This window comes from Rhodococcus sp. A14 (assembly GCF_011603105.1).
GTDB classification, from domain to species: Bacteria; Actinomycetota; Actinomycetes; order Mycobacteriales; family Mycobacteriaceae; genus Rhodococcus_F; species Rhodococcus_F opacus.
Genome location: NZ_JAAOQS010000169.1, coordinates 1 through 13,798, shown reverse-complemented (window position 1 = coordinate 13,798; position 13,798 = coordinate 1). Strand labels below are relative to the sequence as shown.

At 68.5% G+C, this 13,798-nt stretch carries 16 protein-coding genes and 1 pseudogene; 5 read left to right on the top strand and 12 right to left on the bottom strand.

The features are described from left to right. The first annotated feature begins 112 nt into the window (after positions 1 to 112). Positions 113 to 661, top strand: coding sequence for an NUDIX domain-containing protein (locus G9373_RS42925; RefSeq protein WP_005240029.1), 549 nt, complete (start codon positions 113 to 115; stop codon positions 659 to 661). Here the strand turns inward: G9373_RS42925 and G9373_RS42920 are convergent. Genes G9373_RS42920 through rfbD form a run of 4 tightly spaced genes read right to left on the bottom strand, consistent with a single transcriptional unit; the run spans position 658 to position 4,285 of the window. Continuing rightward, positions 658 to 1,422: an SGNH/GDSL hydrolase family protein gene (locus G9373_RS42920; protein ID WP_005563298.1), complete on the bottom strand. Its 765-nt coding sequence runs from the start codon at positions 1,420 to 1,422 to the stop codon at positions 658 to 660. The two genes, G9373_RS42925 and G9373_RS42920, sit on opposite strands and share 4 nt — an antisense overlap. Positions 1,423 to 1,433: 11 nt before the next feature. Continuing rightward, positions 1,434 to 2,513 (bottom strand): NDP-sugar synthase, encoded by a 1,080-nt coding sequence (locus G9373_RS42915; protein ID WP_005563297.1) that lies wholly within the window; start codon positions 2,511 to 2,513, stop codon positions 1,434 to 1,436. After that, positions 2,503 to 3,402, bottom strand: coding sequence for a glycosyltransferase family 2 protein (locus tag G9373_RS42910; RefSeq protein ID WP_005240022.1), 900 nt, complete (start codon positions 3,400 to 3,402; stop codon positions 2,503 to 2,505). Before G9373_RS42910 ends, G9373_RS42915 begins: the two co-directional genes overlap by 11 nt. Before the next feature lie 34 nt (positions 3,403 to 3,436). Beyond that, complete coding sequence (rfbD, locus tag G9373_RS42905) at positions 3,437 to 4,285, bottom strand: dTDP-4-dehydrorhamnose reductase (protein WP_167120949.1); 849 nt, start codon at positions 4,283 to 4,285, stop codon at positions 3,437 to 3,439. 134 nt (positions 4,286 to 4,419) lie between these two features. On the opposite strand from rfbD, the gene G9373_RS42900 reads away from it, so the two are divergent. Next, positions 4,420 to 5,883, top strand: coding sequence for an LCP family protein (locus G9373_RS42900; protein ID WP_005563295.1), 1,464 nt, complete (start codon positions 4,420 to 4,422; stop codon positions 5,881 to 5,883). Between the two features lie 23 nt (positions 5,884 to 5,906). Then, complete coding sequence (locus G9373_RS42895) at positions 5,907 to 6,626, top strand: TIGR03089 family protein (protein ID WP_005563294.1); 720 nt, start codon at positions 5,907 to 5,909, stop codon at positions 6,624 to 6,626. Here G9373_RS42895 and G9373_RS42890 read toward each other — a convergent pair. The 3 genes from G9373_RS42890 to G9373_RS42880 are packed head-to-tail and all read right to left on the bottom strand — an operon-like array spanning position 6,611 to position 8,775. Next, on the bottom strand, positions 6,611 to 6,967 hold the full coding sequence (locus G9373_RS42890) for a hypothetical protein (RefSeq protein ID WP_052023925.1): 357 nt from the start codon (positions 6,965 to 6,967) through the stop codon (positions 6,611 to 6,613). The two genes, G9373_RS42895 and G9373_RS42890, sit on opposite strands and share 16 nt — an antisense overlap. 37 nt (positions 6,968 to 7,004) lie before the next feature. Further along, positions 7,005 to 7,532: a 5-(carboxyamino)imidazole ribonucleotide mutase gene (gene purE / locus G9373_RS42885; RefSeq protein WP_005563291.1), complete on the bottom strand. Its 528-nt coding sequence runs from the start codon at positions 7,530 to 7,532 to the stop codon at positions 7,005 to 7,007. Beyond that, positions 7,516 to 8,775 carry a 5-(carboxyamino)imidazole ribonucleotide synthase gene (locus tag G9373_RS42880; protein WP_167120948.1) on the bottom strand — a complete coding sequence of 420 codons (1,260 nt, stop codon included), beginning with the start codon at positions 8,773 to 8,775 and terminating at the stop codon, positions 7,516 to 7,518. Before G9373_RS42880 ends, purE begins: the two co-directional genes overlap by 17 nt. Positions 8,776 to 8,905: 130 nt before the next feature. Here G9373_RS42880 and G9373_RS42875 point away from each other — a divergent pair, with 130 nt between their 5' ends. After that, complete coding sequence (locus G9373_RS42875; protein ID WP_043788103.1) at positions 8,906 to 9,451, top strand: GtrA family protein; 546 nt, start codon at positions 8,906 to 8,908, stop codon at positions 9,449 to 9,451. 3 nt (positions 9,452 to 9,454) lie between these two features. On the opposite strand, the gene G9373_RS42870 is transcribed toward G9373_RS42875, so the two are convergent. Genes G9373_RS42870 through G9373_RS42850 form a run of 5 tightly spaced genes read right to left on the bottom strand, consistent with a single transcriptional unit; the run spans position 9,455 to position 13,513 of the window. After that, on the bottom strand, positions 9,455 to 10,789 hold the full coding sequence (locus G9373_RS42870; protein ID WP_005264680.1) for a HAMP domain-containing sensor histidine kinase: 1,335 nt from the start codon (positions 10,787 to 10,789) through the stop codon (positions 9,455 to 9,457). A gap of 8 nt (positions 10,790 to 10,797) precedes the next feature. After that, the gene (locus G9373_RS42865) at positions 10,798 to 11,478 is read right to left on the bottom strand and encodes a response regulator transcription factor (protein WP_025432276.1); all 681 of its coding nucleotides are present in this window, start codon (positions 11,476 to 11,478) and stop codon (positions 10,798 to 10,800) included. Positions 11,479 to 11,517: 39 nt separating this feature from the next. Next, entirely contained in the window at positions 11,518 to 12,075 is a 558-nt protein-coding gene (locus G9373_RS42860) for a PH domain-containing protein (protein ID WP_005264682.1), read from the bottom strand. Between the two features lie 15 nt (positions 12,076 to 12,090). Then, complete coding sequence (locus tag G9373_RS42855) at positions 12,091 to 12,648, bottom strand: DUF308 domain-containing protein (RefSeq protein WP_005563284.1); 558 nt, start codon at positions 12,646 to 12,648, stop codon at positions 12,091 to 12,093. Positions 12,649 to 12,664: 16 nt separating this feature from the next. Then, complete coding sequence (locus tag G9373_RS42850; RefSeq protein WP_037207635.1) at positions 12,665 to 13,513, bottom strand: biotin--[acetyl-CoA-carboxylase] ligase; 849 nt, start codon at positions 13,511 to 13,513, stop codon at positions 12,665 to 12,667. Positions 13,514 to 13,629: 116 nt separating this feature from the next. On the opposite strand from G9373_RS42850, the pseudogene G9373_RS42845 reads away from it, so the two are divergent. Continuing rightward, positions 13,630 to 13,798: pseudogene (locus G9373_RS42845) on the top strand (methylmalonyl-CoA carboxyltransferase); the annotation flags it as partial.

Sequence of the window (13,798 nt, the reverse complement as noted above, 5' to 3'; positions counted from 1 at the left end):
GCCGACTGGCAACCCCTCGGAGCGGTCGCCGTCGGCCACCCCCTCGAACCACTCACCCCCCGACACGCCGCCGACCCCGGCGACGCCCTGATCGAGAGATGACCCACGCGCAATGAGCGCCGAATCACTACACCGCACCGCGACCGCCGCGCTCGAGGGCTGGAAAACGCTCGACGAGAACGACGAATCGTTGCGCCACACCATGCTCGCGTTCCTCGCGTCGGCGCCGCTCGGGTGCCTGCGTGAGCACGCACCCGGACACATCACGGCGTCGTCCCTCGTCCTGGACGAGGGAGGATGTCACGTGCTTCTGACCCTGCATCCCCGGGTCGGCCGGTGGATCCAATTGGGCGGTCACTGCGAGCCTTCCGACGAGACCGTCGTCGACGCCGCGCTGCGGGAGGCGTGCGAGGAATCGGGAATTCCCGACCTCCGCATCGATCCCGACCTGCTGTCGGCGCACACCCACCCGATCACGTGCTCACTCGGACAACCCACCCGGCACCTGGATCTCCGGTTCCTCGTCCGCGCGCGTCCCGACGCCCACATCGTGCGCAGCTCCGAATCCACGGATCTCCGCTGGTGGCCGGTGGACGCACTGCCGCCGAACGCGGAGAAGTCCACGATCGACCAGCTCGTGCACCTGGCCGGACTGCGCTAGCGGAGCGGTTCCAGCGTCGGGCGCTTCGCCGCGATCCCGTCACCCGAGGACGTGCCACGGACACGTCGGCCGATCCACGGAACGAGAAAGTCCTTGGTCCACAGCAGATCCGCTCGGCGCTGCTCCGATTTCGCCAGAGCGGGCGCCGGACCGAGATCGGGCGGCGCGATGTCGTGCGGGGTGCCGAGAACCTCCAGCACCCGCAGGGCCATGTTCTCGTGACCGGCGACGGACATGTGCAGCCGGTCCCAGTCCCACATCCGCGCATCGTCGTATTCGTCGAACCGCCAGAAGTCGACGAGCGCCGCGCCGTGCCGATCGGCCACCTCGCGCACGAGTTCGTTGTAGATCGCCAGGCGCCCACGAAGTTTCCCGAACACCGGCGACCAACCGGCGTCGTACGCCGTGAACATCAGCACCCGCGCGCCGGTGGCCGCGAGCTTCGCGATGCCGGTGTCGTACTGCGCGACCATCGCGTCGATGTCGAGTTTGGGCCGCATCAGGTCGTTGCCGCCGGCGTAGACCGTCACCAGATCGGGTTCGAGTGCCACCGCGGCGTCGACCTGCTCGTCCACGATCGGGCCGAGCAGCCTGCCCCGGATCGCGAGGTTGGCGTAGCCGAAATGTGCCGACCGCGCCGCGAGTTGCTCGGCCACCCGATCGGCCCAGCCGCGTAATCCGTTGGGATGCCTCGGGTCCGGGTCGCCGACCCCCTCCGTGAAGGAGTCGCCGAGCGCCACGTAGCGCGTGAAGTCGTGCATCACTTCACCTATCACACGTCCGTGCTGAACCGGACCCCGCCGTCGGGCAACGTCACGCCCGGCCACACCCGGGCGCCGCGCAGGAGTTCGCATCGGGCGCCGATGTCGGCTCCGTCACCGATCACCGCGTCACGCACCAGAGCCCGCGGCCCGATGCGTGCGCCGAAACCGATGATGGACCGTTCGACGGTCGCTCCGGCCTCGACCACGGCGCCGTCGAACAGCACCGCGCCGTCGAGTCGTGCGCCCGCACCCACCTCGGCGCCGCGACCGACGACGGTTCCGCCGATCAGTAGTGCACCCGGGGCGACACCCGCACCCGGGTGGACGAGCGATTCGCCGCGGGGCCCGTCGAGCGCAGGTGACGGTGCGATGCCGCGCACCAGGTCCGCGGAACCGCGCACGAAGTCCTCGGGGGTGCCCATATCGCGCCAGTACGAGGAGTCGACGTGTCCGTAGACGCGGGCGTCCTCGGCCAGCAGCGACGGGAACACCTCGCGCTCCACCGACACCGCGCGTCCCTCGGGGATCCGTTCGATGATCTCGCGCTTGAAGACGTAACAGCCGGCGTTGATCTGGTCGGTCGGCGGGTCCTGCGTCTTCTCGAGGAACGCGGTCACCCGGCCGTCCGCGTCGGTCGGCACGCAGCCGAACGCCCGCGGATCCCCCACCCGCACGAGGTGCAGGGTGACGTCGGCGTCCCGGTTCCGGTGGGTGTCGAGGATCGCGCCCAGGTCGGTGCCGCCGAGGACGTCGCCGTTGAAGACCATGGCGTGGTCACCACGCAGCTTCGGCAGAACGTTGCGGATGCCGCCACCGGTGCCGAGCGGCTCGGTCTCGGTGACGTAGTCGATCTCGAGTCCCAGCTTCGAGCCGTCGCCGAAGTACTCCTCGAAGACCTCCGCCTTGAAGGATGTGCCGAGGACCACGTGCTTGATCCCGGCCGCGCCGATCCGTGCGAGCAGATGCTGGAGGAACGGCAGACCCGCCGTGGGCAGCATGGGCTTGGGCGCCGACAACGTCAGCGGGCGAAGCCTCGTTCCCTTACCGCCGACCAGCACCACTGCATCGGTCGCCTTCTCAATTGCCATGAGTCGTTCCCCCCTCGTTCTGGTTCGTGCGTCGTTCCCGGACTGCGGCAGCCACGGCGATCTTCGACCGCACTGCCAATCCTCCCCGAAGTGCCCACCGCAGCGGCGCCTGCCACCAGTGGGGATGACGATCGGCCTGGAACCGGTACGCGCTCTGATGGTGAGCGGGCAGCATCAGTTCCGGATGCTTGCCCGCGGCGTGCCCCTTTGCGTGGGTGACCTCGGCGGAGGGCACGTACACGTTGAGCCACCCGGCCTTGCCCAGACGGTCGCCGAGGTCGACGTCCTCCATGTACATGAAGTAGCGGGAATCGAAGCCGTTGATCGAGTCGAACGCCGCTCGCCGCATCAGCAGGCACGAACCGGACAACCATCCGACCGACCGCTCGCTGACCGTCTCGTTCTCCTGGCGGTAGCCGGCAGTCCACGGGTTGGACGGCCACACGGTGCCCAGAATCGCGTGCCCTGCCCCCGACACGAGGTCGGGCACCTGGCGCGCCGACGGGTAGATGCTCCCGTCGGGTTCCAGAACGAGAGGTCCGAGCGCCCCCGCTCGCGGCCAGCGCTCGGCGGCCGCGAGAAGAACGTCGATCGATCCGGGCGCCCAGCGAACATCCGGATTGGCGATGACGACGAATTCGATCTCGTCGTCGATCTCCGCCACAGCCCTGTTGATGGCACCGCCGTAGCCGATGTTCCCGCCGGTGCGCAGCAGGCGCACGTGGTCGTGCGCCGCGTCCGCGGCCTCGGGGGCGCCGTCCGTCGATCCGTTGTCGGCCATCACGACCTGCGGATCTTCTTTCGTCGCCTCGGCGAGAGTGCCCAGGAATTGCTCCAGATGCTCACCTGGCGAAAAGGTCACCGTCACCACGGCCAGCTTCGAACTCACGCGGGCAAGCGTAGCCGTTGAGAGAGGGTCCGCCTCACACCGCTGCATGCAGGGCGGCATGCAACGCGTCTCGCCACGGCCGCAACGGGGTCAGCCCGGCGTCGGCCCAGGCGCGACCGGACAGCACCGAGAACGCCGGTCGAGGGGCGGGCCGCACGAACTGGGCACTCGTGCACGGCCGCACTCGCTGCGGGTCCGCGCCTGCTTCCTCGAACACGGCGCGCGCGAGGTCGAACCAACTCGCCCGGCCCGAATTGGTGGCGTGCAGCACCGGCGCGTCGACGTCGCTGCGACCGGCGAGTTCGAGCAGCGCGCCGGCCAGGTCACCGGCGAATGTGGGCGAGCCCACCTGATCGTCCACGACGTCGACCGTGTCACGTTCGCGCTCGAGCCGGAGCATGGTGGAGACGAAGTCGGAGCCGACCCCGGTGTAGACCCATGCGGTGCGCACGACATGGGCGGACGGAAGCGCTGCGTGGACGGCGCGTTCGCCGGCGAGCTTGGTGCGTCCGTAGGCAGTCGCCGGACCGGTCGGGGCGTCCACCTCGTACGGCGTGTCCCCCTGCCCGGCAAAGACGTAGTCGGTGGAGACGTGGATCAGCCGGGCACCCACCCGGGCGCACGCCGCCGCCAGGTTGGCAGGCCCCAGCTCGTTCACCGCCAAGGCGGTGTCCTCATCCGACTCCGCAGCGTCGACCGCCGTGTACGCGGCACAGTTGATCACCACCGATCCACCCTCGACCTGCGCATTCACCGCGTCGGCGTCGGTGATGTCGAGCTCGTCCGACCCCACACCCCGGGCCGGGATTCCGGTCGCCTCGGCTCGCCGGAGAAGGTACCCGCCCAGCTGTCCCCGGGCGCCGGTCACAAGGATGTTCGTCACGGGGGTCAGTCTGGCACGCCGATCGACGCCTCCCTGCTCCCGGCGCGTCGACCAGTAGCCTGGTTTCCGTGTCACACGAGCAACCCGCACCAGACGCACCCCCGAGCACGGCTCGGCGGCCGATTCACATCGCTGTGGCGGTGCTGTCGGTGCTCGCCCTCGTCGTGACGGGATTCGCCTGGCGGAGCATCGACTCGCTGCGCAACAATCTGGCAACCGCGGGCGGTCTGGGACTCGGCGGAAGCGCCGACGGCGCCGTCGACATCCTCATGGTCGGAACCGACAGCCGCACCGACGCCCACGGCAACCCCCTGTCCCAGGACGAACTCGACTCGCTGCGGGCCGGCGAAGAAGTGGCGTCCAACACCGACACCATCGTCCTCATCCGCGTTCCCAACGACGGAAGCTCCGCCACCGCCATCTCGATCCCCCGCGACTCCTACGTCGACGTGCCGGGCATCGGCATGTCGAAGATCAACGCCGCGTACGGCGCAACCAAGGAGACCGAGCGGCTCCGACTCGTCGAGGACGGAGCCACCGACAAGGAAGCCGAGGAGGAGTCGACAAAGGCCGGCCGTGAGGCGCTCATCCAATCGGTGGCCGATCTCACCGGGATCACCGTCGACCACTACGCCGAGGTCGGACTGCTCGGATTCGTCCTCCTCACCAACGCCGTCGGCGGCGTCGACGTCTGCCTCAACGAACCGGTGGACGAGGACATGTCCGGCGCGCACTTCCCCGCCGGTGAGCAGACCCTGAAGGGGGCGGACGCACTGAGCTTCGTGCGTCAGCGCCACGACCTCCCGCGCGGCGACCTCGACCGCATCGTGCGTCAGCAGGTGTTCATGGCCTCGCTCGTCGGCAAGGTGCTGTCCGCGAAGACTCTCAGCGACCCGGGCAAACTGAACGAACTCAGCGGCGCCGTGCAACGCTCGGTCGTGCTCGACGACGACTGGGACATCATCGAATTCGCCACCCAACTGCAGGACCTCGCCGGCGGCAAGGTGCAGTTCGAGACGATTCCGGTCGCGGATCTCAACGGCATGACCGACTACGGCGAGTCCATCGTCGAGGTCAAGCCGAAGGACGTGAAGAAGTACGTGGCCGGTCTCGTCGGCGAGGAACCCACCGACTCGGAAGACCCCACCACGTCCGAGACCCCGAAGATCGACGCCTCGACCGTCACCGTCGACGTCGCGAATGCCAGCGACGTCGGGGGCCTCGCGAACGGCGTCGCCGACGCCCTGACGTCGCTCGGCTACGGCCAGGGTGAGGTCGGCAACTACACGGGCGCGTCGGTGAGCGAGACCACCGTCTTCGCGCACTCCGCGGACGACGACAGCGCCAAGGCGGTCGCCGCAGCACTCGGCGGACTCCCCACCGACACCGACGCGACACTGCCCGAAGGCTCGGTGCGGGTGGTGCTGTCGAGTGACTACCAGGGCCCGACGTCCGCCGAGACAACCAGCACCACCACGTCATCCGAGTCGTCGGAGACAGGCCTCGAGCCCGCGTCCACAGCCGGGACGACACCCACCCCGGCACCGCCCGGCCCGCCCATCGATGCCGGCTCGTCGGGCCCGCGTTGTGTGAACTAGAAAACGAGAGACGGATCGTGTCCATGAACCATGCGTCCCGCACGCTGACCGACGCCCTGCTCGACCCCATCCTGAAGAACGACCCGGCCGGACCCCGCGTCACGTTCTACGACGACGCCACCGGCGAACGGGTCGAACTCTCGGCCCTCACCCTCGCCAACTGGGCGGCCAAGACCGCCAACCTGCTGCGTGACGAATTCGGCGTCGAGCCCGGCGCCCGCGTCGCGGTGCTCCTTCCCGCGCACTGGCAGACCGCCGCGGTTCTGCTCGGCGCATGGTGGGCAGGCGCCGAAGTCGTCCTCGAAGCCGATGCGGACGCCGAGATCGCACTCGTCTCGGCCCAGCACCTGGGCGACGTCGAGGACGTACCCGAGGTAGCGGCGCTGTCGCTGGACGCATTCGGCAGGCCCGTCCCCGACCTCCCCGTCGGCATCACCGACTACGCCACGTCCGTGCGCGTCCACGGCGACCAGTTCCGGCCGACGGTCGCCGGACCCGCACTGGCGGGCAAGAGCGTCGACGACGTTCTCGCCGCAGCGCTCGCCTCCGCCGAATCGCAGGGGATCACCGGTACCGACCGGGTGCTGTCCGAAGAGGCGTGGGACTCCCCCGACGCCCTGATCGACGGTCTGGTGGCCGTCTTCGCGGCCGGAGCGTCACTCGTGCAGGTCACCAACGCCGACGACGCAGCCCGGTCGAGGCGCGTGGACACCGAGAAGATCACCCGTCAGCTCTCCCGGTAGCCGCCGTCCGCGAGGCCCGCGGCGATCTCGAACCTGTTCCGGGAACCGCGGTGCCGCAACTCCTCGAACAGGTACCGCAGCGCGAAGGTCCACCCGTACGCAGCCCACTGGTCGGCGTGGACCGCTTCGTGTCGCACGAGTGCTCTCGCCGGATCCCGGCCGGTGAGAAATGCGCCGCCGATCGTCGTCCCGCTGCGCGCGTACCCACCCCGCATCCGGCTGCACACGAAGATGCCGAACTCGGCGTCGAACGTGATGCGGGCGCCCCACAGCCGGGCATACGCCAACGCGAGCCGTGTGATCGCCGCGGACTGGGGGTTCCCCCGCGACGCGCGGATCATCGGCACACCGCGGCTGCGTTTCACGGGCGCAGGATACTCAGCCCAGCAGCTTGTCGCGCAGTGCCTTGTCCTTGTCCAGGACCATCTTCTCGAGCCCGTCCTGGAACGCGACCATCTGCTGCTGCAGGGCGGGGTCGGAGGCGCCGAGGATGCGGACGGCGAGCAGACCGGCGTTGCGGGCGCCACCGATGGACACGGTCGCGACGGGGACGCCTGCGGGCATCTGCACGATCGAGAGCAGCGAGTCCATGCCGTCGAGGTATTTCAGCGGGACGGGCACACCGATGACGGGCAGTGGGGTGGCCGACGCGACCATGCCCGGTAGGTGGGCGGCGCCCCCGGCGCCGGCGATGATCACCTGGATGCCACGGCCGGCCGCGTCCTTCGCGTAGTCGAGCATGCGCTGCGGTGTGCGGTGCGCGGAGACGACACCGACCTCGAAGCGCACACCGAACTCGGCGAGCGCCTCCGCGGCGGCCTCCATGGTGGGCCAGTCGGAGTCGCTGCCCATTATGAGCCCGACCTGTGCGCCCTGCCGTGCTGCCGTGTCACTCACCGTGTACATCCCATCCGTCGGTCCATTCAGCGTGCGAGAGCCAGTGCGCGGCGCGCTCGGCGCGCTCGCGCACCCGCGCCACGTATTCGGGGTCGTCGATCGAGCCGGGTCCGCCGACGATGTTCACGTGGCCGATCTTCCGGTCCTCACGTTCACCCTTGCCGTACAGGTGAATCTTCGCGTCGGGCATCCGGGCGAAGAGGTGGTGGACGCGTTCGTCCATGCTCATCTCGGGGGCGGTCGGCGCACCGAGCACGTTCGCCATCACCGTGATCGGCGCGAGCGGTGCGGTGTCGCCGAGCGGGTAGTCGAGGACAGCGCGCAGGTGCTGCTCGAACTGGGAGGTGCGGGCACCGTCCATGGTCCAGTGGCCGGAGTTGTGCGGGCGCATCGCGAGTTCGTTGACGACGAGCGCGCCGTCGGTGGTTTCGAAAAGTTCGACGGCCATCGCGCCGACCACACCGAGTTCGGAAGCGATGCGGAGCGCCAGTTCCTCGGCAGCCTCGGCGACCGAGTCGGGCAGTGCGGGGGCGGGGGCAAGGACGACGGCGCACTGCCCGTGGCGTTGCACCGTCTCCACGACGGGCCACGTGGCGCCCTGCCCGAACGGCGACCGCGCCACCATCGCGGACAGCTCACGCCGCATCTCGACCTTCTCCTCGACGATGAGGGAGACACCCTTGTCGAGTTGCTGAGTGACGATGCGCTCGGCTTCGTCGGAATCGTCGGTGATCCACACGCCGCGACCGTCGTATCCGCCGCGGACGGCCTTGATCACGACCGGCCATCCTTGTTCAGCGCCGAACTTGACGACGTCCTCGGCCCAGGTCACCTCGGCGTACGCCGGAACGGGTGCGCCGAGTTCCGCGAGCTTGCGGCGCATCGCCAGCTTGTCCTGCGCGTAGATGAGCGCGGTCGGCGGCGGTTGCACGTTGACACCCTCGGCGACCAGGATGTCGAGATGCTCGGTCGGCACGTGCTCGTGGTCGAAGGTCAGCGCGTGCGACCCGACCGCGGCCCTGCGGAGCGCGTCGAGGTCGGTGTGGCTGCCGAGGACGACATCGGGGCTCACCTGCGCCGCGGGTTCGTCGGCGGTGCCGGAGAGCACCCGCAGGGTCTGGCCGAGCGCAATCGCGGCCTGGTGGGTCATCCGCGCGAGTTGGCCGCCACCGATCATCGTCACGACGGGCTGCCCGGCGGTCAGATCGCGGGGTGTCGTGGGACGCGGTGTGGAGTCAGAGTTGCCGGTCACGGGTCACTAGTTTGTCACGTCCGGCGCGAGGTTCCGCCGCCGAGGTGCCGGACCGCAGTTTCTGTGATTCTCCTGATGATCTCGCCGCCAATTGGTGGTATTCGGTCGGACTTTCGTAAACTCATCCGTTGTGTCATTTGTCGACGGCGTCCTAGCACGCGTTCCCCAGCCTTTTCGGGCTCTCGCGTTGCGGCATCACGAACTGATCAAGTTCGCGATTGTGGGCGGCACCACCATGATCTTCGACCTCGCGATCTTCTATTCGCTGAGCCTGACGATCCTCGAAGAGAAGCCCGTAGTCGCAAAAGTTCTGTCGGGAATTCTCGCGACCGTCCTGAGTTACATTCTCAACCGCGAATGGTCGTTCAAGAACCGTGGTGGGCGTGAACGACACCACGAGGCCCTGCTGTTTTTCACAATCAGCGGGATCGGCGTGCTCCTCGCCGCCGCGCCCCTGTGGATCGCCAACAACGTGTTCGACATCCGTGCCAGCCAGGAGAACCTGACCACGCTGGTGGTCGTCGACTTCGTGCTCAACTACATCATCGGAAACCTGCTGCAGATGGTGTTCCGTTTCTGGGCACTCCGCCGGTTCGCCTTCCCCGACGAGAACGTGCACATCATTGATCCGGACCTCGCCGACGAGGCCGTCGAGGAAGAGTTCGGCCACTCCTGATCGTCAGCGCGGTTCCCGGATCCCGGTGACCCGCGTCGGCACGTGTTCGCGCGCGAGGGGAACGAAGATCGCGAACAGGGCCGGACGGCGACGCTGCAGTTCCAGCCGGCCGCCGTCCGCCTCGATGAGCGCACGGGCCAGCGCCAAGCCCACACCGGTCGAACCGGCCCCCGAGAAGCCGCGGTCGAAGATGTGTGGCGCGAGGTCGTTGCTGACCCCGACCCCCTCGTCCGACACCTCGACGCACACCATGGTCTCGCGCGGCGACGTCTCCTCGCCGGGCGTCCTGAGATTCTGCCCCTGGATCAGGCGCACCGCGACGGTGCACGTCCCCGCCCCGTGCATGAGCGCGTTGTCGACGAGCACCGCGACGGCCTCGCGGAGCCGGGAACCGGTGGTCGACGCCATCACGTTCGTGTCTCCGCGCAGCACCAGCTCGCGGTCCGCGTCTTCGAACGGCCGCTTCCAGTCCGCGATGACCACGCTGAGCTCCCGGATCACCGACACGTGGGTCTCGGTGCCGTTGCTGCGTGACGAGCGGACCAGTTCGTCGATCGCGACGGTCAGACGGTCCACCTGCGCCATCGCCTCGTCGGCCTCGACCACGACCGCGGGATCCGAGTGCACGGACAGCTCGTCGAGCCGGAGACGGACAGCTGTGAGGCGGCTGCGGAGCTGATGGGAGACGTCCGCGACGAGCGCGTGTTCGCGCTGCAGCCGGCCCGCGATCTCGACGGTCGCGGAGTCCAGGACGTCGGAGACACGGTCGAGTTCGGGGATGCCGTGACGTCGCACGTCGGGCCGGAAGTCACCCTCCGCGAGCCGGGCCGCCCGGTTGGCGACGTCCCGCAGCGGATCGGCGAGCCGCTTCGCCGTGACGTAGGCGACCACGGTGCCTGCGGCGATGGACACGAGCACCAGCAGCGCGACGGCACCGACCGCCTGTCGTTGCTGGGTGCGCATCTCGTCGGACGGCACCTCGAGGCGGAGCGAACCGGACGTGCCCATGGCGAGAGATTCCACGAGAGGCGACGGCACGGACGATTCGCCGATGTCCACCCGCGCGGCGCCGTCGTCGGTGGTCGGATAGACCACCACCAGGCGGCCCCCGGCGGGCGTCAGCAGACGCAGCGAGTTCGTGTCGAGATCGCCCTCGACGACGCCGTTGATGCCCTCCTGGGTAATGATCTCCGTCGCCATCCGATCGAGCCGGACCTGAAGATCACTCCGATTGAAATCTTCGACCCACAACCACGCCGTGTAGATGAGCGGCACACCGAGCAGCAGCGCCGTCAGGATCACGACTGCGAGGATCGACTGGAGAATTCTGCGGCGCACTACCCCGCCTAGTCGGTGTTGATGCGGAAACCGACGCCGCGAACCGTCGCGATGCGACGCTCGGCGGCGGGGCCCTCGTCACCGATCTTCCGGCGAAGCCACGACATGTGCATGTCGAGTGTCTTCGAGCCGCGCAGTTCCACGTCGCCCCACACCTCCGCGAGGATGGTGTCGCGGGACACCACCTGCCCCGCATGTTCGAGCAGTACCCGCAGAAGCTCGTACTCCTTGTTGGCGAGGGCGATCTCGGTTCCGTTCACGAGCACCCTCCGGGCCGCCGGTTCGAGCCGGATCCCGCCGACCTCGACGACGGAATCCTCGCCGCCGCCGCGGCGGCGCAGCAGGGCGCGCACCCGCGCCATCAGTTCCGCCAACCGGAACGGCTTGCCCACGTAGTCGTCGGCGCCCGCGTCGAGCCCGACGACGAAGTCGACCTCGTCGGTGCGCGCGGTGAGCATGAGCACCGCCAGTTCCGAACTGTGGGCGCGCACTTGCCTGCACACCTCGAGCCCGTCCATCCCGGGGAGTCCGAGGTCCAGGATCAACAGGTCGTACGCTCCGTCGAGCGCCTGCTCCAGCGCTGCCGGGCCGGTCTGCTCGATGGTGACGTCGTATCCCTCCCGGCCCAGTGCCCGCGACAGCGGGGCAGCGATGGCTTCGTCATCTTCGGCAAGCAATACAGCAGTCACCTCCACAGCGTACGGAGGTGCCGGGACGGCTGTGACCGGTTACCAGCCTTTGCCGGTGTCGGCGTCGCCGCGCGGGTCGTCTCGCTCCCGTTCGCGGTGGAGATCCATCGCGTCGAACACCTGGTGATAGAGCAGCGAGTGGACGCGCTGGACGTCGGGGATGTCGTCGAATTCCAGTGGATCGTCGGAGGACGACACGATGACCAGCGTTCCGGTGCGGAGCATCCGGTCCAGGAGGCCGTGCCGGAACTGGACGTTGCTGATGCGCCCCATCGGAATGTCGATCCCGGTGTGCGTCATCACACCCTGGCGGATGAGGACTCGACGATCGGTGACGATGAAGTGGGTGAATTTCCAGCTGAGAAACGGCGCGACACAACGCCATACGACGAGGCCCAGCCACACCGCGAGGACGACGACGAGCACGATGTTCAGCGCGGAGCCGTCCAGTTTGTTCTCGGCGAAGCCCGCCGCGAAACCCGCCACGGCCGTTGCCAACAGAAAAGTGACGGCGGGGAGCAGCAGCATCTTCCAGTGTGGATGACGGTGAAGCAGCAGTTCCTCGTCCTCGGCGAGGGCGTCCTCCGGATATCCCATGCGAAGAGTGTGCCTCTACCGCATGCGGCTGAGCACTATCGGGGTGATGACGATGATGATGCCGTACAGCACCATCCACACTCCGACCACGATCACGAACACCTCGAGCGACAGTTCGGGCTGCAGGAGCACGAAGCCCCCAGCGACGACGCTGATCACGCCGAGCACGATGGTCAGCCCGCGATCCGCGACCGAACCCGAGGCGCCTTCCACGATTTCGAGGACACCCCGGAACACCCACCACGCACCGACGACGAGCGCGACGATCACGACGGTCTGGAGGGGGCTCCTCAGCACGAGGAACGCCAGAAGTATTGCCAGGGCGCCGGATACGCCCACGAGGGTCCGTGCGGCTCCCCCGGCCTCGACGTCGGCGAACGCCCGGATGATCTGGACGATCCCGAAGCCGAAGAACTGGATGGCGATCAGGACGGCCAGCACCGTGAGCGTCACGTGCGGCCAGACGAGCACCGCGATGCCGAGACCCAGGGTGAGCAGACCGAGCACCACCGTGAGGCCGGTCAGCGTGCGCCGGGCTGCGGTGACGGAGGACTCCGGAATCGAGGTACTCATGTACCACAGTGTGGCACTACTCGGTGCGCACCGGGCGTAAATGTGTGATGTCACCTGCGGCGACGGCGATCGTGCCGGGCTGGCCGTCGGGGGCGATCACGACCCGGCCCTCCGCGTCGACGTCCGTCGCGATGCCGATCAGTTCACGCCCGCCGGGTAGTTCGGCGCGCACTCGCTGGCCGAGCGTGCCGCAGCGGGCACGGTAGGCCTCGGCGAGTTCCGTGACGTCCCAGTCGGAGTCGTGCCATTGCTGCCAGCGATCGGCGATGGCGCGCAGCACCGCCCGCACGAGGGTGTCGCGGTCACTGACCTCGGCGCCCTCGAGGACGAGCGACGTCGCATGCTCGACGGGCAGTTCGTCTCTCGTGAGGCTCACGTTGAGACCGATCCCGACGACCACCGCCGGATCCGGTGCCGTGGCGGACACCTCGGCGAGGATGCCGGCGACCTTGCGGCCGTCGATGAGCACATCGTTGGGCCACTTGAGTTCCGCGGGAACCTTGGCGGCGGCGCGGAGCGCGTCGACGACGGCCACACCGGTCAGCAGCGGCAGCCACCCCATGTCCTGGACGCTCATCCCCGGCATCGTCAGCAACACGGAGACCGCGATCTGCGCCTGCGGCGGACTCACCCAGGCGCGGGAGTGGCGGCCCCGGCCGCTGCCCTGGAATTCGGCGAGCAGCACGTGCCGGTCGCAGGTCGACGCCGCGGCCCGCGCGAGAAGATCGGCGTTGGTGGACCCGGTCTCCTGCACCACGTCGAGCCGCTCCCAGAACCTGCGGGTGTCGCTGTCGTCGTCACCGCGGACGAGCGCCGCCCGCAGATTGTCGGCGTTGAGAGGAGGTCGGTTCAGGTCGGTCCACATCACCACAGCCTAGGACGAACAGGAAAAGGTACTGGTCAGTAGCCGGGTCCGGGCAACCCGCCGCGTGACCACCTCCCTTGGCAGAAGTTCGCCGGCTCTCGTTAAGCTGACCTGTCATGACCACTGTTCAGGAGCCGAGCGCGGCGGAGTCGGCGAGTACGCCCGATATTCACACGACGGCGGGAAAGCTCGCCGACCTGCGTAATCGTCAGGCCGAAGCGCAGCACCCCAGCGGTGACGCCGCGGTCGAGAAGGTCCACGCCAAGGGCAAGCTCACCGCCCGCG

Coding starts and splice junctions, on each gene's coding strand:
- G9373_RS42925 (WP_005240029.1), top strand. CDS start 113: ATGAGCGCCGAATCACTACACCGCACCGCGACCGCCGCGCTCGAGGGC.
- G9373_RS42920 (WP_005563298.1), bottom strand. CDS start 1,422: ATGCACGACTTCACGCGCTACGTGGCGCTCGGCGACTCCTTCACGGAG.
- G9373_RS42915 (WP_005563297.1), bottom strand. CDS start 2,513: ATGGCAATTGAGAAGGCGACCGATGCAGTGGTGCTGGTCGGCGGTAAG.
- G9373_RS42895 (WP_005563294.1), top strand. CDS start 5,907: ATGAACCATGCGTCCCGCACGCTGACCGACGCCCTGCTCGACCCCATC.
- G9373_RS42890 (WP_052023925.1), bottom strand. CDS start 6,967: ATGATCCGCGCGTCGCGGGGGAACCCCCAGTCCGCGGCGATCACACGG.
- purE (WP_005563291.1), bottom strand. CDS start 7,532: ATGTACACGGTGAGTGACACGGCAGCACGGCAGGGCGCACAGGTCGGG.
- G9373_RS42860 (WP_005264682.1), bottom strand. CDS start 12,075: ATGGGATATCCGGAGGACGCCCTCGCCGAGGACGAGGAACTGCTGCTT.
- G9373_RS42855 (WP_005563284.1), bottom strand. CDS start 12,648: ATGAGTACCTCGATTCCGGAGTCCTCCGTCACCGCAGCCCGGCGCACG.
- G9373_RS42850 (WP_037207635.1), bottom strand. CDS start 13,513: ATGTGGACCGACCTGAACCGACCTCCTCTCAACGCCGACAATCTGCGG.